General features: G+C 54.9%; 12 protein-coding genes. 5 read left to right on the top strand and 7 right to left on the bottom strand.

Going from position 1 to position 15,040, the window contains the following annotated elements; translation table 11 throughout:
• Positions 1-15: 15 nt before the first annotated feature.
• From IEX86_RS01915 to IEX86_RS01885, 7 genes are all read right to left on the bottom strand, one after another.
• Positions 16-933: an ABC transporter permease subunit gene (locus IEX86_RS01915; RefSeq protein WP_188864374.1), complete on the bottom strand. Its 918-nt coding sequence runs from the start codon at positions 931-933 to the stop codon at positions 16-18.
• Positions 934-942: 9 nt separating this feature from the next.
• Positions 943-1,953, bottom strand: coding sequence for an ABC transporter permease subunit (locus IEX86_RS01910; protein WP_188864373.1), 1,011 nt, complete (start codon positions 1,951-1,953; stop codon positions 943-945).
• A gap of 60 nt (positions 1,954-2,013) precedes the next feature.
• Positions 2,014-3,606: an ABC transporter substrate-binding protein gene (locus IEX86_RS01905; protein WP_188864372.1), complete on the bottom strand. Its 1,593-nt coding sequence runs from the start codon at positions 3,604-3,606 to the stop codon at positions 2,014-2,016.
• Between the two features lie 88 nt (positions 3,607-3,694).
• A complete protein-coding gene (locus IEX86_RS01900; RefSeq protein WP_188864371.1) occupies positions 3,695-5,287 on the bottom strand; it encodes an ABC transporter substrate-binding protein in 1,593 nt (530 codons plus the stop codon).
• 209 nt (positions 5,288-5,496) lie between these two features.
• The gene (locus tag IEX86_RS01895; protein ID WP_188864370.1) at positions 5,497-7,095 is read right to left on the bottom strand and encodes an ABC transporter substrate-binding protein; all 1,599 of its coding nucleotides are present in this window, start codon (positions 7,093-7,095) and stop codon (positions 5,497-5,499) included.
• A gap of 69 nt (positions 7,096-7,164) precedes the next feature.
• Entirely contained in the window at positions 7,165-8,766 is a 1,602-nt protein-coding gene (locus IEX86_RS01890; RefSeq protein ID WP_188864369.1) for an ABC transporter substrate-binding protein, read from the bottom strand.
• A 300-nt stretch (positions 8,767-9,066) separates the two neighbouring features.
• On the bottom strand, positions 9,067-9,816 hold the full coding sequence (locus IEX86_RS01885) for an SIMPL domain-containing protein (protein WP_373290376.1): 750 nt from the start codon (positions 9,814-9,816) through the stop codon (positions 9,067-9,069).
• Positions 9,817-9,945: 129 nt separating this feature from the next.
• On the opposite strand from IEX86_RS01885, the gene IEX86_RS01880 reads away from it, so the two are divergent.
• From IEX86_RS01880 to IEX86_RS01860, 5 genes are all read left to right on the top strand, one after another.
• Entirely contained in the window at positions 9,946-11,205 is a 1,260-nt protein-coding gene (locus tag IEX86_RS01880) for an ATP-binding protein (RefSeq protein WP_188864368.1), read from the top strand.
• Between the two features lie 21 nt (positions 11,206-11,226).
• Positions 11,227-11,784 (top strand): response regulator transcription factor, encoded by a 558-nt coding sequence (locus tag IEX86_RS01875; RefSeq protein ID WP_188864367.1) that lies wholly within the window; start codon positions 11,227-11,229, stop codon positions 11,782-11,784.
• A gap of 146 nt (positions 11,785-11,930) precedes the next feature.
• On the top strand, positions 11,931-13,667 hold the full coding sequence (locus IEX86_RS01870) for an ABC transporter ATP-binding protein/permease (RefSeq protein WP_188864763.1): 1,737 nt from the start codon (positions 11,931-11,933) through the stop codon (positions 13,665-13,667).
• Between the two features lie 79 nt (positions 13,668-13,746).
• Positions 13,747-14,502: a FadR/GntR family transcriptional regulator gene (locus IEX86_RS01865; protein ID WP_188864366.1), complete on the top strand. Its 756-nt coding sequence runs from the start codon at positions 13,747-13,749 to the stop codon at positions 14,500-14,502.
• A 118-nt stretch (positions 14,503-14,620) separates the two neighbouring features.
• Positions 14,621-15,040, top strand: a 420-nt coding sequence (locus tag IEX86_RS01860) for a dihydrodipicolinate synthase family protein (protein ID WP_188864365.1), incomplete at its 3' end; no start/stop codon positions are given.

Here is a 15,040-nt window from a genome sequence, read left to right as displayed (position 1 = left end):
CAGTTGGCAAGCGGATCATGACTGCACCTTCAAGCGCGGATCGAGAGCGTCACGCAGACCATCACCCATCAGGTTGATAGCCAGTACGCTCAGCAGAATGGTCAGGCCGGGCAGGGTAACTACCCACCAGGCTCGCTCGATATAGTCACGGGCCGACGCCAGCATGGTGCCCCATTCAGGGGTTGGCGGCTGTACGCCGAGTCCAAGGAAGCCCAGGGCCGCCGCGTCCAGGATGGCCGAGGAGAAGCTCAAGGTGGCTTGAACGATCAGGGGCGCCATGCAGTTGGGCAGAACGGTCACGAACATCAGGCGCAGGGGGCCGGCGCCTGCCAATCGAGCAGCGGTCACGTAGTCCCGATTCACTTCACCCATGACGGCTGCGCGGGTTAGTCGTACATAGGACGGCAGTGAAACAATGGCAATCGCGATGACAGTATTGGACAGGCCTGGGCCAAGAATCGCTACGATGGCTACAGCCAGCAGCAGCGATGGCAGGGCCAGCATGATATCCATCAGGCGCATGATAAAAGGGCCGGCCCGCGTAGGTGAAAAGCCTGCAATCAAGCCCAGCAGAATGCCGGGAATCAGCGAGCAGATCACCGAGGCCAGACCGATCATCAGCGACAGGCGCGCGCCATGAATCAAGCGGGACAGCAGGTCACGGCCCAGCTCGTCGGTCCCCAGCAGGAACTGCGTTGTGCCGCCCTCCAGCCAGGAAGGTGGCGTCAGCAGGAAATCGCGAAACTGCTCGCTGGGATCATGTGGCGCAACCCAAGGCGCGAACAGGGCACAGACCACGATAATGGTCATGAATAGCAAGCCGCCCACGGCACCCTTGTTATGAGAAAACGCTTTCCAGAACTCCTTGTAGGGAGACGGATACAAGATGACCTGGTCTTCGACCTGAGCGCCTTGTGGCAAAGTACGTTCCATGAGGCCTCCTTAGCGCTGATGGCGGATGCGGGGATTGGCGAAGCCGTAGAGGATGTCCACGACAAAATTCACCACAATGACAAGGGTGGCGATCAACAGGATGCCGTTCTGCACGACGGGATAGTCGCGCCGGGAAATGGCATCGATCAGCCATTTGCCTACGCCAGGCCAGGAGAAGATCGTTTCGGTCAGTACGGCACCGGCAAGCAGGCTGCCGACTTGCAGACCTAACACGGTCAAAACCGGAATCAGCGCGTTACGCAGAGCATGGATGAAGACGACACGGGCCGGTGACAGGCCTTTAGCCTTAGCAGTACGCACATAGTCTTCACGCAGCACTTCCAGCATGGCTGAGCGTGTCATCCGGGCGATCACCGCCAGCGGAATCGTACCTAGCACAATAGAGGGCAGGATCAGGTGATGCAGAGCATCCATGAATGCGCCTTCTTCATCAGACAACAGGCTGTCGATCAGCATGAAGCCCGTTTTAGGCTCAATGTCATAAAGCAGGTCGATCCGACCCGATACAGGGGTCCAGCCGAGCTGTACCGAAAAGAACATGATGAGGATCAGGCCCCACCAGAAGATCGGCATGGAAAAGCCCGTCAGGGATATGCCCATTACGCCATGGTCAAACAGCGAACCGCGGCGAAGCGCTGCAATTACACCGGCGAGAAGGCCCAGTACAGTGGCAAAGATCATGGCGCAGAGGGCCAGTTCCAGGGTGGCCGGGAACAGAGTGGTGAACTCGTGCCAGACGTTGTCACGGGTAATCAGAGACTCTCCCAGGTTGCCGTGGGCAAGGTTGCTGAGATAGTCGAAATATTGCTGGTAAAGCGGCTTATCGAGCCCAAGGCGATGCAGCGCTTCGGCGTGCATTTGTGGGTCGACACGGCGCTCACCCATCATGACCTCTACCGGATCGCCAGGAATCATGCGAATCAGGGAAAAAGTCAGTAGCGTGACACCGAAAAACGTCGGTATCAGCAAGCCCAGGCGGCGGGCAATAAAACTGAACATGGGGTTGAATACTCCTCATCGGAGGCAAGGGAAGGATATCCCTTGCCTGCTTCCGTCTTCTTATTTTGCGTGCGTTGTTGCGAAGTTGTTATTGGTCAGTGGACTCAGGTGGAAGCCTTCGACATTGCTGCGCATGACATTGAACAGCTTGGGGTAGGCTAATGGAATCCAGGGTGCATCGTTATGGAAAATCACCTGAGCCTGCTTGTAGAGCTCAGCTCGCTCGCTTTCATCCTGACTAGCACGTGCCTTATCCAACAAGGCGTTAAAGTCCTTGTTGCACCAGCGTGCGCTATTTTCGCCAGACTTTGCAGCATCGCATGACAGGTTGGGTGTCAGGAAGTTATCCGGATCACCGTTGTCACCCGCCCAGCCAAAAAAGAGCAGGTCGTGCTCACCCTGCTTGGCGCGGCGAATCAGCTCGCCCCACTCCAGATTACGGATCTCCAATTGCACGCCGACTTTTGCAAGGTCAGCCTGGAGCATCTGGGCACCCAGCGCAGGGTTCGGGTTGGTAGGGCCACCACCTGAGCGCGTAAACACAGTCAGCTTGAGGCCTTTCTCCATGCCAGCCTCTTTCAGGAGCGCCCGTGCCTTTTCAGGATCGTAGGGCCAGTCCTGAATATCACGGTTATACCCTAGTAGGGTAGAGGGGTAAGGATTGACGGCAGGTACAGCGTTGCCCTCACCAAACAGGGTTTTGATATAGGCGTTTTTGTCGAAGGCCAGGTTGAGCGCTTGCCGGATACGAACGTCGTTCAGCGGTTTGTGCTCGGTATTCATGGCAACATAGGCGATTAGCAGTGCTTCGCCTTCAGCAAGCTTAAGGTTCGGGTCCTTGCGGATGGCTGGAATATCGTCCGGTTTGGGATATAGGGCGACCTGGCATTCACCAGCTCTAACCCGCTGCAGGCGTACATTGCTGTCGAGGGTGATGGCAAGGACTAGGCCATCAGCGGGCGGCTTGCCTCCAAAGTACTCAGGGTTGGCCTTGAAGCGTACCTGGGCATCCTTGGTGTAGCGCGAGAAGATGAACGGGCCGGTGCCAACCGGCTTGAAGTTGAGCTGTTCGAACTGGCCGGCTTTTTCCAGTTGGGCTGCATATTCAGCTGAGTAAATAGAGGCAAAGCCCATCGCCATGTCACGCAGGAAAGGCGCCTCTGGTCGATTGAGTACAAAACGGACTGTATGGTCGTCGACCTTGTCGATCGATTTGATCAGGTTTTGCAGCCCCATGGCTTCGAAATAGGGAAAGCCATGCTGTGCCTTGTCATGCCATACATGCTTGGCATCGTATTGCCGCATAAAGCTCCACATCACGTCGTCAGCATTGAACTCGCGTGTAGGCTTGAAGTAATCGGTCGTCTGAAATTTCACCCCTTTGCGCAGGTGGAAGGTGTACGTCATGCCGTCTTCGCTGACCTCCCAACGCTCCGCCAGGCCAGGCTCGATGTCAGTAGTGCCAGGCTTGAAGTCTACCAGCCGATCAAACAGTGTCTCTGACGAGGCATCGGCTGTAGTAGCTGCAGTGTACTGGGCAATGTCGAAGCCCTCGGGGCTGGCTTCTGTACATACCACCAGAGGTTTGGCTTGAGTCATGGCGGCGGCGCCAAGCAGACTCACGGCAAGCGCGATTCGTGTTAATGCATGCATAGGGATGCTCCTAGGTCTGTAACCGGTCTACGGCATAGAGCAAGCCTCGATCAGCCTGATCGGGCTCGTCTTCTTTTGGGAAAAGCGCTTAATCCAGGCGCACAGTTGAAAAATCGTTTTTACCCAGAGGGCTCATGACAAAGCCGCTGACGTTGCTGCGTGTCACAACGTTCCTCACGGGTTGTGAGGTGGGAATCCAGGGAATTTCGTTGTGAAAGATCTCCTGGGCCTTGCGGTAGAGCTCAGCGCGCTTGTCCAAATCGCTGGTGCGGCGAGCCTGTTCTACCAGCGAATCGAATTCAGCATTGCACCAGCGTGCACGGTTCTCGCCGTTTTTGGCCGCAGAGCAGGTGAGGTTGGGCGACAGGAAGTTATCTGGATCAGCATTATCGCTGACCCAGCTCATACTGAGGATATCGTGCTCACCCTGCTTGCCACGGCGTACGAATTCGCCCCATTCATATTGGCGAATATTGACCTTGATACCAATCTTGGCCATGTCCCCCTGAAATAGCTGAGCGACCCGAAGGGTGTTTCCCGAAGGGCCAGAGCCAGTAGAACTCATGTAGGTCAGTTCTAGGCCGTTGGGGTAGCCCGCTTCGGTCAGCAGCTGCTTGGCCTTTTCCAGATCATAAGGCCAGAGTTTGATAGCAGAGTTATAGCCCAACATGGCAGGAGGGTAGGGTCCCCAGACTGCCTTGGCAGCGCCTTCGCCATAAAGGGCCTTGATAGTACCCTCCTGATCGGTCGCCATGGCAATGGCCTGGCGTACACGTAAGTCATTGAGTGGCTTGTGCGTTACGTTCAGCGCATTGAAGCCTATGGTAAGCTCCTCGACGCTAAGCACCTTCAGGTTGGGGTCTTTTTTTAGCGCCGGAACGTCTGACGGTTTGGGTGTCAGTGAAATCTGGCATTCGCCTCGTTTCAGGCGTTGCAGACGCACGCTGGAGTCCAGTGTGATGGCTTGTACCAGATCGATGGCTGGCGCACCCTTCCAATAGTCAGGGTTGGCCTTGTAGCGCACCTGTGAGTCACGGCTGTAGCGCTCGAAAATGAAAGGCCCTGTACCGACGGGCTTGAATCCCAGGTCATCGGTTTTCCCGCTCTTGAGCAGCTGGTCTGCGTATTCGGCAGAGAGAATCGACGTGAATCCCATGGCCAGATCAGCCAGGAAGGGGGACTCTTCATGCTGAAGCACAAAACGCACCGTATGGTCGTCGACCTTTTCAATATGGTCGATGATGTTGCGCATCTCCATCGAGTCGGAGAAGGGGAAGCCCTTGCTGGCCAGCTCATGCCAGGGGTGCTTGGGATCGATCTGGCGTTCAAAACTCCAGATCACATCATCAGCCGTCAGCTCGCGGGTGGGCTTGAAAGAGCTGGTGCTATGAAATTTCACGCCCTTGCGCAGATAGAATGTGTACTGGAGCCCGTCTGGGCTGATCTCCCATCGCTCGGCAAGCGACGGCTGAAGCTCCGTCGTACCGGGTTTGAATTCCACCAACCGGTTGTAAAGAGGCTCGTCTGCCGCATCGGCTGTATAGCGCGAGGAATGGACCGCCGGGTCAAACGTCTCCGGACTTGCCTCGGTACATGCCACTAACGTTTTGGCTTGCGCCTGTACAGCCGTTGTCAATGCAACAGCCAACAGGCAGGTATTCAGCCCGAATGCAGCTTTCATCTTTCGTTAGGCTCCCTGGTGAGGCGGTAACAGTCGGGTTGCGACCGCTGCCGCGTGGAATCCCGTCGATGGGTATCGGCGGAAAGTATCCCTGCCAGGTCTCGCGGGCATCGCTCGGGTGGAGCGTTGCGCCAGGGGAGACCAGGCTAGCCGGCTGCTTGCGTGCTGATCGAGCACGCCACCGGCGGCAATACAGAACAGCCTGCTCATCATTGAGCAAGGCTGACGCCATAGAACGCGCTAAGCCCGAACGGGCTGATCTTGAAGTCCTGAACTTCTTTGCGCATCGGCTGATAAACGATCGAATGGGCGATCGGCGTGATCGGTACGGCGTCTTTCAAAACATGCTGCGCCTGCTTGTACAAACGAGTACGTTCTTCACGATCATTACTGATCTTGGCCTGTTTGATGAGCTTGTCATAGGCCGGGCTGCACCATTTGGAATAGTTGCTGCCGTTGATCGCATCGCAGCTATAGAGCACGCCCAGCCAGTTGTCTGGATCACCATTATCGCCGGTCCAGCCATAGATCATCACATCATGCTCACCTTGGCGGGCACGCTTGATGTACTCACCCCATTCGTAGCTAACAATATTGGCCTTGATGCCGACCTTGGCCCAGTCCGCCTGCACCATCTGTGCAGACAGGCGCGCATTAGGGTTGGAGGCGCGGACGACCGGCATTGCCCACAGGTTGAGCTGAGTGCCTTCCTTGATGCCCGCTTGTTTAAGTAGCGCCTTGGCTTTTTCCGGATCGTAGGGTGCATCCTTGATCGTGTCGTCATAGGACCACTGCGCTGGCGGCATGGGGTTGGTGGCGAGCTTTCCATTGCCCTGGTAGACGGCTTCGATAATGGCTTTTTTGTTGATTGCCATGTCCAGCGCCTGACGAACTTCCAGTTTGTCCAGTGGCGGATGCTGCACGTTATAAGCGAAATAGCCCAGGTTGAAACCAGGTTGTTGAAGCACTTTCAGCGCAGCGTCTTTCCTGACGTCAGCAATGTCTGCCGGGCGTGGATAACCGCTGACCTGACACTCACCCGCCTTGAGCTTTTGAAGGCGGGTCGCGGCATCTGGCGTAATGGCAAAGATCAGGTTATCGAGCTTGACGTCCTCAGGCTTCCAGTAGTCTTTGTTACCCTTGTAACGAATGACAGCATCTTTCTGGTAACGACTAAATACAAAAGGTCCGGTACCAATCGGGTACTGGTTGATGTCGGCCGTCTTGCCCTGCTTTAGCAGTTGATTGGCATATTCAGCTGACTGGATAGAGGCAAAACTCATTGCCAGGTCCGAGGCAAAGGCGGCATCGGTCTGATTCAGCATAAAGACAACGGTGTAATCGTCTCGCTTTTCGATACTAGCGATGTTCTTGTCCAGGCCCATGTCGCTGAAATAGGGGAATTCACTAGGGTAGGCCTTACGGAACGGGTGCTCTTTATCGAGCATACGCTGAAACGTGAATACGACATCGTCGGCATTGAACTCACGTGTCGGCTTGAAATAGTCAGTCGTGTGAAATTTCACGCCTTTGCGCAGATGGAAGGTATAAACCTTTCCGTCTGGAGAAACCTCCCAGCTCTCAGCCAATCCAGGGATCAGAGTGGTACCGCCACGCTCAAATTGAACCAGTCGATTGAATACCGTCTCGGCAGACGCATCGAATTCGGTCCCAGACGTGTATTGGGCGGGGTCGAAACCAGCCGGGCTGGCTTCGGAGCAATACACCAGATTACTCGCCGCTTGGGCGAGTGGCGTGGCTGCAAGCAGACTTGCAGTAAGTAAGGAGAGGGCGAAGGACGTACGCATGGATGAGTTCCCGTCAGTCAAGTAAGGCGGAGCGCCCGAGGTTTTACCCTACGAACGCTCCGCCGCCAATCACTTGCTGACGCTGACACCATAGAACTCGTTCAATCCAAAGGGACTGATCTTGAAGCCCTGGACCTCCTTGCGCATGGGTTGATATACCGTCGAGTGAGCGATCGGTGATATCGGTACCTGCTGTTTCAGGATCTGCTGTGCCTGCATATACAGCTTGGTACGCTCGTCCAGATCGGTGGTGCGTTTGGCTGCCTTGATCAGCTTGTCGTAGTCCGGCTGGCACCAGCGAGAGTAGTTGTTACCCCCGATGGCATCGCAGCCATAAAGTGTTCCCAACCAGTTATCCGGGTCACCATTGTCACCGGACCAGCCAATCAGCAGGGTGTCATGCTCGCCTGCCTTGGCGCGCTTGTTGTACTCGCCCCACTCATAGCTGACGATCTTGGCCTTGATACCCACCTTGGCCCAGTCCTGCTGGATCATCTCAGCCATCTGGCGTGCATTCGGGTTATAGGGACGCTGCACCGGCATCGCCCAGAGGGTGATTTCCGTTCCTTCCTTTATGCCTGCCTGCTTAAGTAACGCCTTGGCTTTTTCCGGGTCATAAGAAGCATCTTTGAGGCTGTTATCGTAGGACCACTGTGTCGGCGGCATACCATTGACGGCCCGCTGGCCAGCACCTTGGTAAATGGCATCAATGATGGACTGTTTGTTAATGGCCATGTCCAATGCCTGGCGAACTTCCAGCTTTTCCAGGGGTGGATGCTGAGTGTTGTAAGCTAAGTAGCCAACATTGAAGCCGGGTTGCGAAGGCACCTCCAGGTTGGGATCGTTCTTGAGCCCTTCCAGGTCGGCTGGGCGCGGATACACCGTAATCTGGCATTCACCTGCCTTGAGCTTTTGCATCCGGACCGAGGCATCGGAGCTGATCGAGAAGATCAGGTTATCCACCTTGGCACCTTCTTCCGGATCCCAATAGTCCTTGTTGGCCTTAAAGCGAATCACAGCGTCTTTCTGATAGCGACTGAAGATGAAAGGGCCAGTGCCTACCGGCTTTTGATTGATATCGCTTGGTTTTCCCGACTTGAGCAACTGATTGGCATATTCAGAGGACTGAATACCGGCAAAGGGCATAGCCAGGTTTTGAATGAAAGCAGCATCGACTTCCTTCAGTGTCATGCGCACTATGTGGTCATCTACTTTTTCAATCTTGGTGATATTTTCATCGAGGCCCATATCGGTGAAGTAGGGAAACTCGGTGGGGTAGGCCTTACGGAACGCATTGTTTTTGTCCAGCATGCGCTCAAAGGTAAACAGCACATCATCCGCGTTGAATTCGCGAGTCGGCTTGAAATAATCCGTTGTATGGAATTTCACACCCTGGCGCAGATGAAACGTGTAGGTCTTGCCGTCTTCACTGACATCCCAGCTGGTCGCGAGACCAGGCTGTACCTTGGTGCCGCCCCGCTCGAACTCGCTCAAACCGTTAAACATGGTTTCGGCAGAGGCATCGAAGTCTGTACCAGTGGTGTATTGCGCAGGATCAAAGCCCGCCGGGCTGCCCTCAGAGCAGAAAACCAGGTTGCTGGCTGCCTGAGCCAATGGAGTTCCGGCCAATAAACCAGCCGCAATGAGAGATGAAAGTAATTTCTTATGCATGCAGACCTCGGATGGCTGATGTCGACTCAGGCGATCGGTGCGCTTGGGTCATACAGAAACAGTTGAGACTTTTTGGGTCATTGGGCGGACCCTATGCAGAAGATATGCCTGTAATAGGATGACTGATGAGTCAGGTCCACTTGATGGATTAACGCTGAAACTTTGTGTCGCAAAAATATAAAAACGAGCGTGCTAGAGCGGAATAACTGAAAAGTCCTTGCGGTAACAGCACCAAATTGTGTTACCGCAAGTATAAGGTGCACCAAGGCGGGGCAATGTTAGGTAAGTGTCTGCACCTTTTTAGGGCGTCTGTACTTCTATAACTCCGTCGGCTGTTATAGAAACAGCGCTAGTACCTGCCTCGATCTCCTGACTGGGAGCGCTTTCGGCGTAGGCCATGGCTTTCATTCGCATCATGGGCATGGGGCCCGAGACGTTATTGGTAATCAGGTTAAGGTTTACCAATTTGTAGCCAGAACCGCCCAGTGCCTCGGTTGCCAGCTGAGCACGTGCTTTAAAGGCATTAACGGCTTCTTTAAGCAACGTGTCTTCACTTTTCTTACGTGTTTCATCCGAGACGGTAAATGTCATGCCGCCCATTTTCAGCGTGCCTAACAGGTCGGCGGTAAGGCGCGAAAGGCTTGCAAAATCACTGCTCTGTAAATGAAGTTCACCCCGTTCGCGCCATGCTGTAATGCTCTGGCGCTTGTCATCATATAGCGGGAAGCTGTTACGTCCGCCCTGGCTGATTTCGACACCGCTGACCTTGCGCGCAGCCTCTACGCCTTCGTTGAGCGCCTTGGTGATTTCTGCCGCCAATTTGGCAGGGTCAGTGCCTTGTTGTTCGGTATACAGCGTTACCTGCATGCGGTCGCGCTGAACGTCCTGGCTGACTTCGGCACGCAGGCTGATCTGGTTGTACCGAGGCTCTTCGGCTTGCGCCAGTTGGGAAACGCTCAGCAGAGCACCGGCTGCCATGATCGATGTCACGCCTTTGGCCAAGTGTTTTGCCAGGGCGTGTGACGTGGCGAGACGGGAAAAGACAGGCATTATGGAACTCCTTTCGTTCATTAACGGTGACTTCCGTTCTATCCTAGGGGTTTGTGCGGCGCTATGTCGCGCCTTGCGGACAGAAATGGGCCAGAGCCACCGTTATACTCGTCGCCCCTGGATAAATACATGTTTGAATCTCCCGTGCAGTGGTTATCCGCTAGTCGTCAAAACCTGGGTCGTCTCGTTCTCATTCGTGTACTGGTACTGGCGGCACAGGCCGGCTCGGTAGGTGCTGCCTGGCTCTCTAATATTGTTGAGCTGCCATGGCTCGCCATCAGTGCTACGCTGGGGTTGTCCGCATTGCTCTGTGGTATCACGGCGCTACGGCTGCGTCGGGACTGGCCTGTAACCGAGCAGGAATATGCAGCGCATCTTGCCTTCGATCTGCTTATTCACAGTGTGCTGCTCTATTACGCGGGTGGGGCGACCAACCCCTTCGTGTCTTATTATCTGGTGCCGTTGACCATTGCGGCAGCAACGCTGCCCTGGCTGTATACGCTACTGCTGGCAGGCCTTGCGCTGGTTAGCTTTACGCTAATGCTGATCTGGTTTCGGCCGCTGCAACTTTTGGTCAATCCGGGTGGCGAGATACTCAGTTACGGCATGTGGTTGAGCTTTGCGCTCTCGGCATCACTGATCACCTTTTTCGTAGCCAAGATGGCTGAAGCGCTCCGCCACCAGGAACTCTTGCAGGCTCAGCGCCGTGAACAAGGCATGCGTGATCAGCAATTGCTGGCAGTTGCTACGCAGGCGGCAGGCGCTGCCCATGAGCTGGGAACGCCACTGTCGACCATGAGCGTACTGCTCAAGGAGCTGCGTCAGGAGTATACCGACAAGCCGGAATTGCAAGAGGACCTGACGCTTCTGCAGGATCAGGTACAACTGTGCAAGGAAACCTTGCAGCAGCTTGTGCGGGCTGCGGAGGCGGATCGTCGCCAGACCATTCATGAGCAGACCGCACTCGAATGGCTGGAGGCCGTCCTGAGTCGCTGGCACCTGATGCGTCCTGAGGTCAGTTATCGTTTTGAATGCCCCAGTGTGGGGGCGGCGCCTCGCTTGATCCCGCCTACGGATCTGACCCAGGCCTTACTGAATCTCCTGAACAATGCTGCCGATGCTTGCCCGGATAACCTGCTGATAACCCTGTCGTGGAATGCCATGGAAATTTGCCTGTCCATCAGAGACCGTGGGCCGGGCGTACCTCTGGCCATTGCCGAGCAGATCGGAAAACCATTCTTTACGACCAAGGGCAAGGGCTTTGGTCTAGGGTTATTCTTGAGTCAGGCAAGTGTGACCCGTGTCGGTGGTACAGTGAAGCTGTACAACCATGAAGAAGGCGGCACGCTGACCGAGCTGCGTTTACCACGCCAGTATCCATTGGTCTGAACTGCTGTCGCGAGGATTGCAATGAGCGAAAATATTCAACATGACGACGAGCAGCCCCATCTGCTGCTGGTTGATGACGATGCCACCTTTACCCGCGTTCTGGCGCGCGCCATGGACCGTCGCGGCTTGCGCGTATCGGTAGCTGGCTCTGCGGAAGAAGGGTATGAGCTGGCCAGGCAGGACCTGCCGGATTACGCCGTGCTGGATCTGAAAATGGAAGGCGATTCCGGTCTTGTCCTGCTGCCCAAGCTGCTTGAGCTGCATCCCGACATGCGTGTCGTGATTCTGACCGGTTATTCGAGCATTGCCACTGCCGTCGAGGCGATCAAGCGCGGGGCTACAAATTACCTGTGCAAGCCCGCTGATGCAGATGATGTCTTGACCGCGCTTCTTTCTCAGCATGCCGACGTGGACAGTCTCGTGCCGGAAAACCCGATGTCGGTAGATCGGTTGCAGTGGGAGCATATTCAGCGTGTATTAAACGAGCACGATGGCAATATTTCAGCAACGGCACGTGCACTTGGCATGCATCGCCGTACGCTGCAGCGCAAATTGCAAAAGCGTCCGGTTCGTCGCTGATCGACTGATCTCTTTCTGCCTAGAAAGGGATCAGTAAAATTTTCAGCTGAAATCTTTTGTTACGTTTGTTGTGACAGAAACCATTCAGCTCGGCTGCCCTATGATTACGTTTTGTTACGTTGTTACATGCTTGCCGAGCTGGGATGATGACTGAGAACGATACCGCTGTACCGCCTGTATATGCCTCGACTGAAGGCCCTTTACTGTCTCGCGTATGGGCGCTGACGGTCCCTTACTGGCGCAGTGAAGACAAAAAGAAAGCGTGGTTGCTGCTGATTGCCGTAATCATCCTGTCTCTGGCAGGCGTTGGCCTTTCAGTGATATTCAATACCTGGAACCGGTATTTCTATGATGCCTTGCAGACTCATGATCTGCAGGCGTTCACGCGGCTTATCTTGTATTTCTGCGGCTTGGCAGGCTTGTTTATTCTGCTGGCCGTATACCGGCTTTACCTGACGCAGATGCTGACCATTCGCTGGCGCCGCTGGCTAACCGAGCAGCATTTCTCGTTGTGGCTTCGGCACCGCAATTACTACCACCTAGAACAGAAGGGTGGGGCAGATAATCCGGATCAACGTATTGCCGAGGACTTGAACAGCTTTACAGGGATGACGTTGTCCCTGGGCCTGGGGCTCATGCGTACGGTTGTCAGTCTGGTTTCCTTTTCCGTTATCTTGATCAGCATGTCGGGCAGTATCGAGCTGTTTGGCATTACCATTCCCTATTACATGTTTTGGGCTGCCGTGCTGTATGCCCTGATTGGTACGGTTCTGACTCACTATATTGGTCGGCGGTTGATTGGCTTGAGCAATCAACAGCAGCGCTATGAGGCGGACCTACGCTTTGGGCTGATCCGCATTCGGGAAAATGCTGAAAGCATTGCGCTTTATGGCGGAGAGCAAAGCGAGCAGCAACGGTTGCAGGAGCGATTCAGGCACGTCTGGAGCAACTTCTGGATGCTGATGCGTTATCAGAAACGCTTGACCTTCTTCACTTCGGGCTACTCACAAATTGCAGTCATCATTGGCTCTGTACTTTCGGCGCCTCGGTATTTCAGCGGCAAGATTCAGCTCGGCGATATGATGCAGATCAGCGACTCGTTCAGTAATGTTCAGGGAAGCCTGAGCTGGTTCATTGAGGCTTACATGCAGCTGGCGAATTGGCGTGCAGTGACAGATCGTATTCTGAGCTTTCGCGAAGCCATGCACGAGCATGAAGCTCAGTCCGCTTCTATCGCGCGGGTGCGTGATAGCGATGCGTTGGTGTTCGATCATCTGCAGGTTTCGCTGGCCAATCAGGAGCGCTCACTTATTGACCCTGTCAGTGGTCGCATTGAGGCAGGTGAAAATGTCCTTATTAGCGGTCCGTCTGGCGGAGGTAAAAGCACGTTGCTAAGGGTCATGGCAGGACTATGGACTTATGGCAGCGGGTCAATAAGTCTTCCGGCAGGTCGATGTCTGTTTCTGCCGCAACGGCCCTATCTGCCCATTGGCACATTGAGGGCTGCATTGAGTTATCCAAATGGAGAGTGGCATGCGAAGGAGCGTGTCGAGGCGGTACTCAGGCATTGCCGTCTGGCCCACTTGATCGCTGGCCTGGACGATGCCCATCACTGGGAGCGGCGTCTTTCTCCAGGAGAGCAGCAGCGCCTGGCTATTGCGAGAGCCATTCTTTATCAGCCGGACTGGCTGTTTCTGGATGAAGCGACGTCTGCTCTGGATGACCGAGATCAAGCCACCTTGTACAACTTGTTACGAGAGTATTTGCCTCATACGACCTTGGTAAGTGTGGGGCATCGGAGCAGCCTGCAACGCTTCCATCAACGTATCCTGCGCCTGGAAGACGGCACGCTCAAGGACGTTACCATCTATGAAGGTGCCTAACTTTAGATTAATAAGGTCATCCTACAACGCTGTTACGCTATTATGGAGCATATTTCCAAGACACCCTGAATGAACCCTTATGCAAAACAGTAACGTGACGCCTCGCCCACGTAAAAAGTCTCGCAGTCTGGCCGAAAACGTTGTTGAGGTCATGAAGACTCGTATTCTTGATGGCGATTTGAAGCCTGGCGACAAATTGCCTACTGAGTCGGCCATCATGCAGGAGCAGGGCGTCAGCCGAACGGTGGTTCGCGAAGCGATTTCGCGCTTGCAGGCTGCCGGTCATGTAGAAACCCGCCATGGTATCGGCACGTTTGTGCTGGAGCGTCCGGCTGAAGGCCCCTTGTTCATTGATCCGGCTACTATCACGACCTTGCGTGACGTATTGGCTATGCTTGAGTTGCGCATCAGTCTGGAAGTCGAGGCCGCCGGCCTGGCTGCACAGCGTCGCAGCGACGAGCAGCTACAGGAAATGCGCCGCCTGCTGGATCAGATGAAGGCCCGTACCGAGCAGCCTGCTGAAGCAGTCAGTTTCGACCTGCAGTTTCACCTGCAAATTGCCCTGTCCACAGGCAACCGTTATTTCAACGATATCATGACGTACCTCAGTAGCGTTCTGATCCCGCGTACTCGCTTAAACTCGGCTTATCTGGCCCATGACGACCAAGAGCGCTATCAGCTTCGTCTGGATGGTGAGCATGAGGACATCTATAACGCTATCGCTCGGCAAGACACTGATGCTGCACGTGCGGCAATGCGTCTTCACCTGACCAACAGTCGTGAACGGCTACGCCGGGCTAATGAAGAAGTCGGTGCTGGCCAACCCTCACGCTGATTAAAAAATCTGTGTGAGGGGAGTTGTACCCTGGAATGTATAGTTGTACGATGACTGACAACGGGTAGTATCCCGTCTCATTAACTTCTGTACGCCGTCAGGCCAGGGTGCAACAAAAATGAATCCACAAGAACTTAAGCACACCCTTTCATCCGGATTGCTGTCCTTTCCAGTGACCGATTTTGATGTACAAGGCGAATTCCGCCGCGATACTTACATCAAGCGCCTGGAATGGCTGGCTCCTTATGGCGCCAGCGCCCTGTTTGCTGCGGGCGGCACCGGTGAGTTCTTCTCGCTGGACCAGAAGGAATACTCCGACATCATCAAAACGGCGGTGGATACCTGCAAAGGCATGGTTCCGATCCTCGCCGGTGCCGGTGGCCCGACTCGCGTCGCTATCCAGCAAGCTCAGGAAGCCGAGCGCCTGGGCGCCCAGGGTATTCTGCTACTGCCGCACTACCTGACTGAAGCCAGCCCCGAAGGCGTAGCGGCTCACGTAGAAGCCGTGTGCAAGTCCGTCAACTTTGGCGTGGTGGTC

Origin of the sequence: Pseudomonas asuensis, assembly GCF_014646755.1 — a bacterium.
Taxonomy (GTDB): Bacteria; Pseudomonadota; Gammaproteobacteria; order Pseudomonadales; family Pseudomonadaceae; genus Chryseomonas; species Chryseomonas asuensis.
This window is presented reverse-complemented; position numbering and strand designations above follow the sequence as displayed.

Coding starts and splice junctions, on each gene's coding strand:
- IEX86_RS01895 (WP_188864370.1), bottom strand. CDS start 7,095: ATGCGTACGTCCTTCGCCCTCTCCTTACTTACTGCAAGTCTGCTTGCA.
- IEX86_RS01875 (WP_188864367.1), top strand. CDS start 11,227: ATGAGCGAAAATATTCAACATGACGACGAGCAGCCCCATCTGCTGCTG.
- IEX86_RS01885 (WP_373290376.1), bottom strand. CDS start 9,816: ATGCCTGTCTTTTCCCGTCTCGCCACGTCACACGCCCTGGCAAAACAC.
- IEX86_RS01880 (WP_188864368.1), top strand. CDS start 9,946: ATGTTTGAATCTCCCGTGCAGTGGTTATCCGCTAGTCGTCAAAACCTG.
- IEX86_RS01910 (WP_188864373.1), bottom strand. CDS start 1,953: ATGTTCAGTTTTATTGCCCGCCGCCTGGGCTTGCTGATACCGACGTTT.
- IEX86_RS01905 (WP_188864372.1), bottom strand. CDS start 3,606: ATGCATGCATTAACACGAATCGCGCTTGCCGTGAGTCTGCTTGGCGCC.
- IEX86_RS01900 (WP_188864371.1), bottom strand. CDS start 5,287: ATGAAAGCTGCATTCGGGCTGAATACCTGCCTGTTGGCTGTTGCATTG.
- IEX86_RS01890 (WP_188864369.1), bottom strand. CDS start 8,766: ATGCATAAGAAATTACTTTCATCTCTCATTGCGGCTGGTTTATTGGCC.
- IEX86_RS01865 (WP_188864366.1), top strand. CDS start 13,747: ATGCAAAACAGTAACGTGACGCCTCGCCCACGTAAAAAGTCTCGCAGT.
- IEX86_RS01915 (WP_188864374.1), bottom strand. CDS start 933: ATGGAACGTACTTTGCCACAAGGCGCTCAGGTCGAAGACCAGGTCATC.
- IEX86_RS01870 (WP_188864763.1), top strand. CDS start 11,931: ATGACTGAGAACGATACCGCTGTACCGCCTGTATATGCCTCGACTGAA.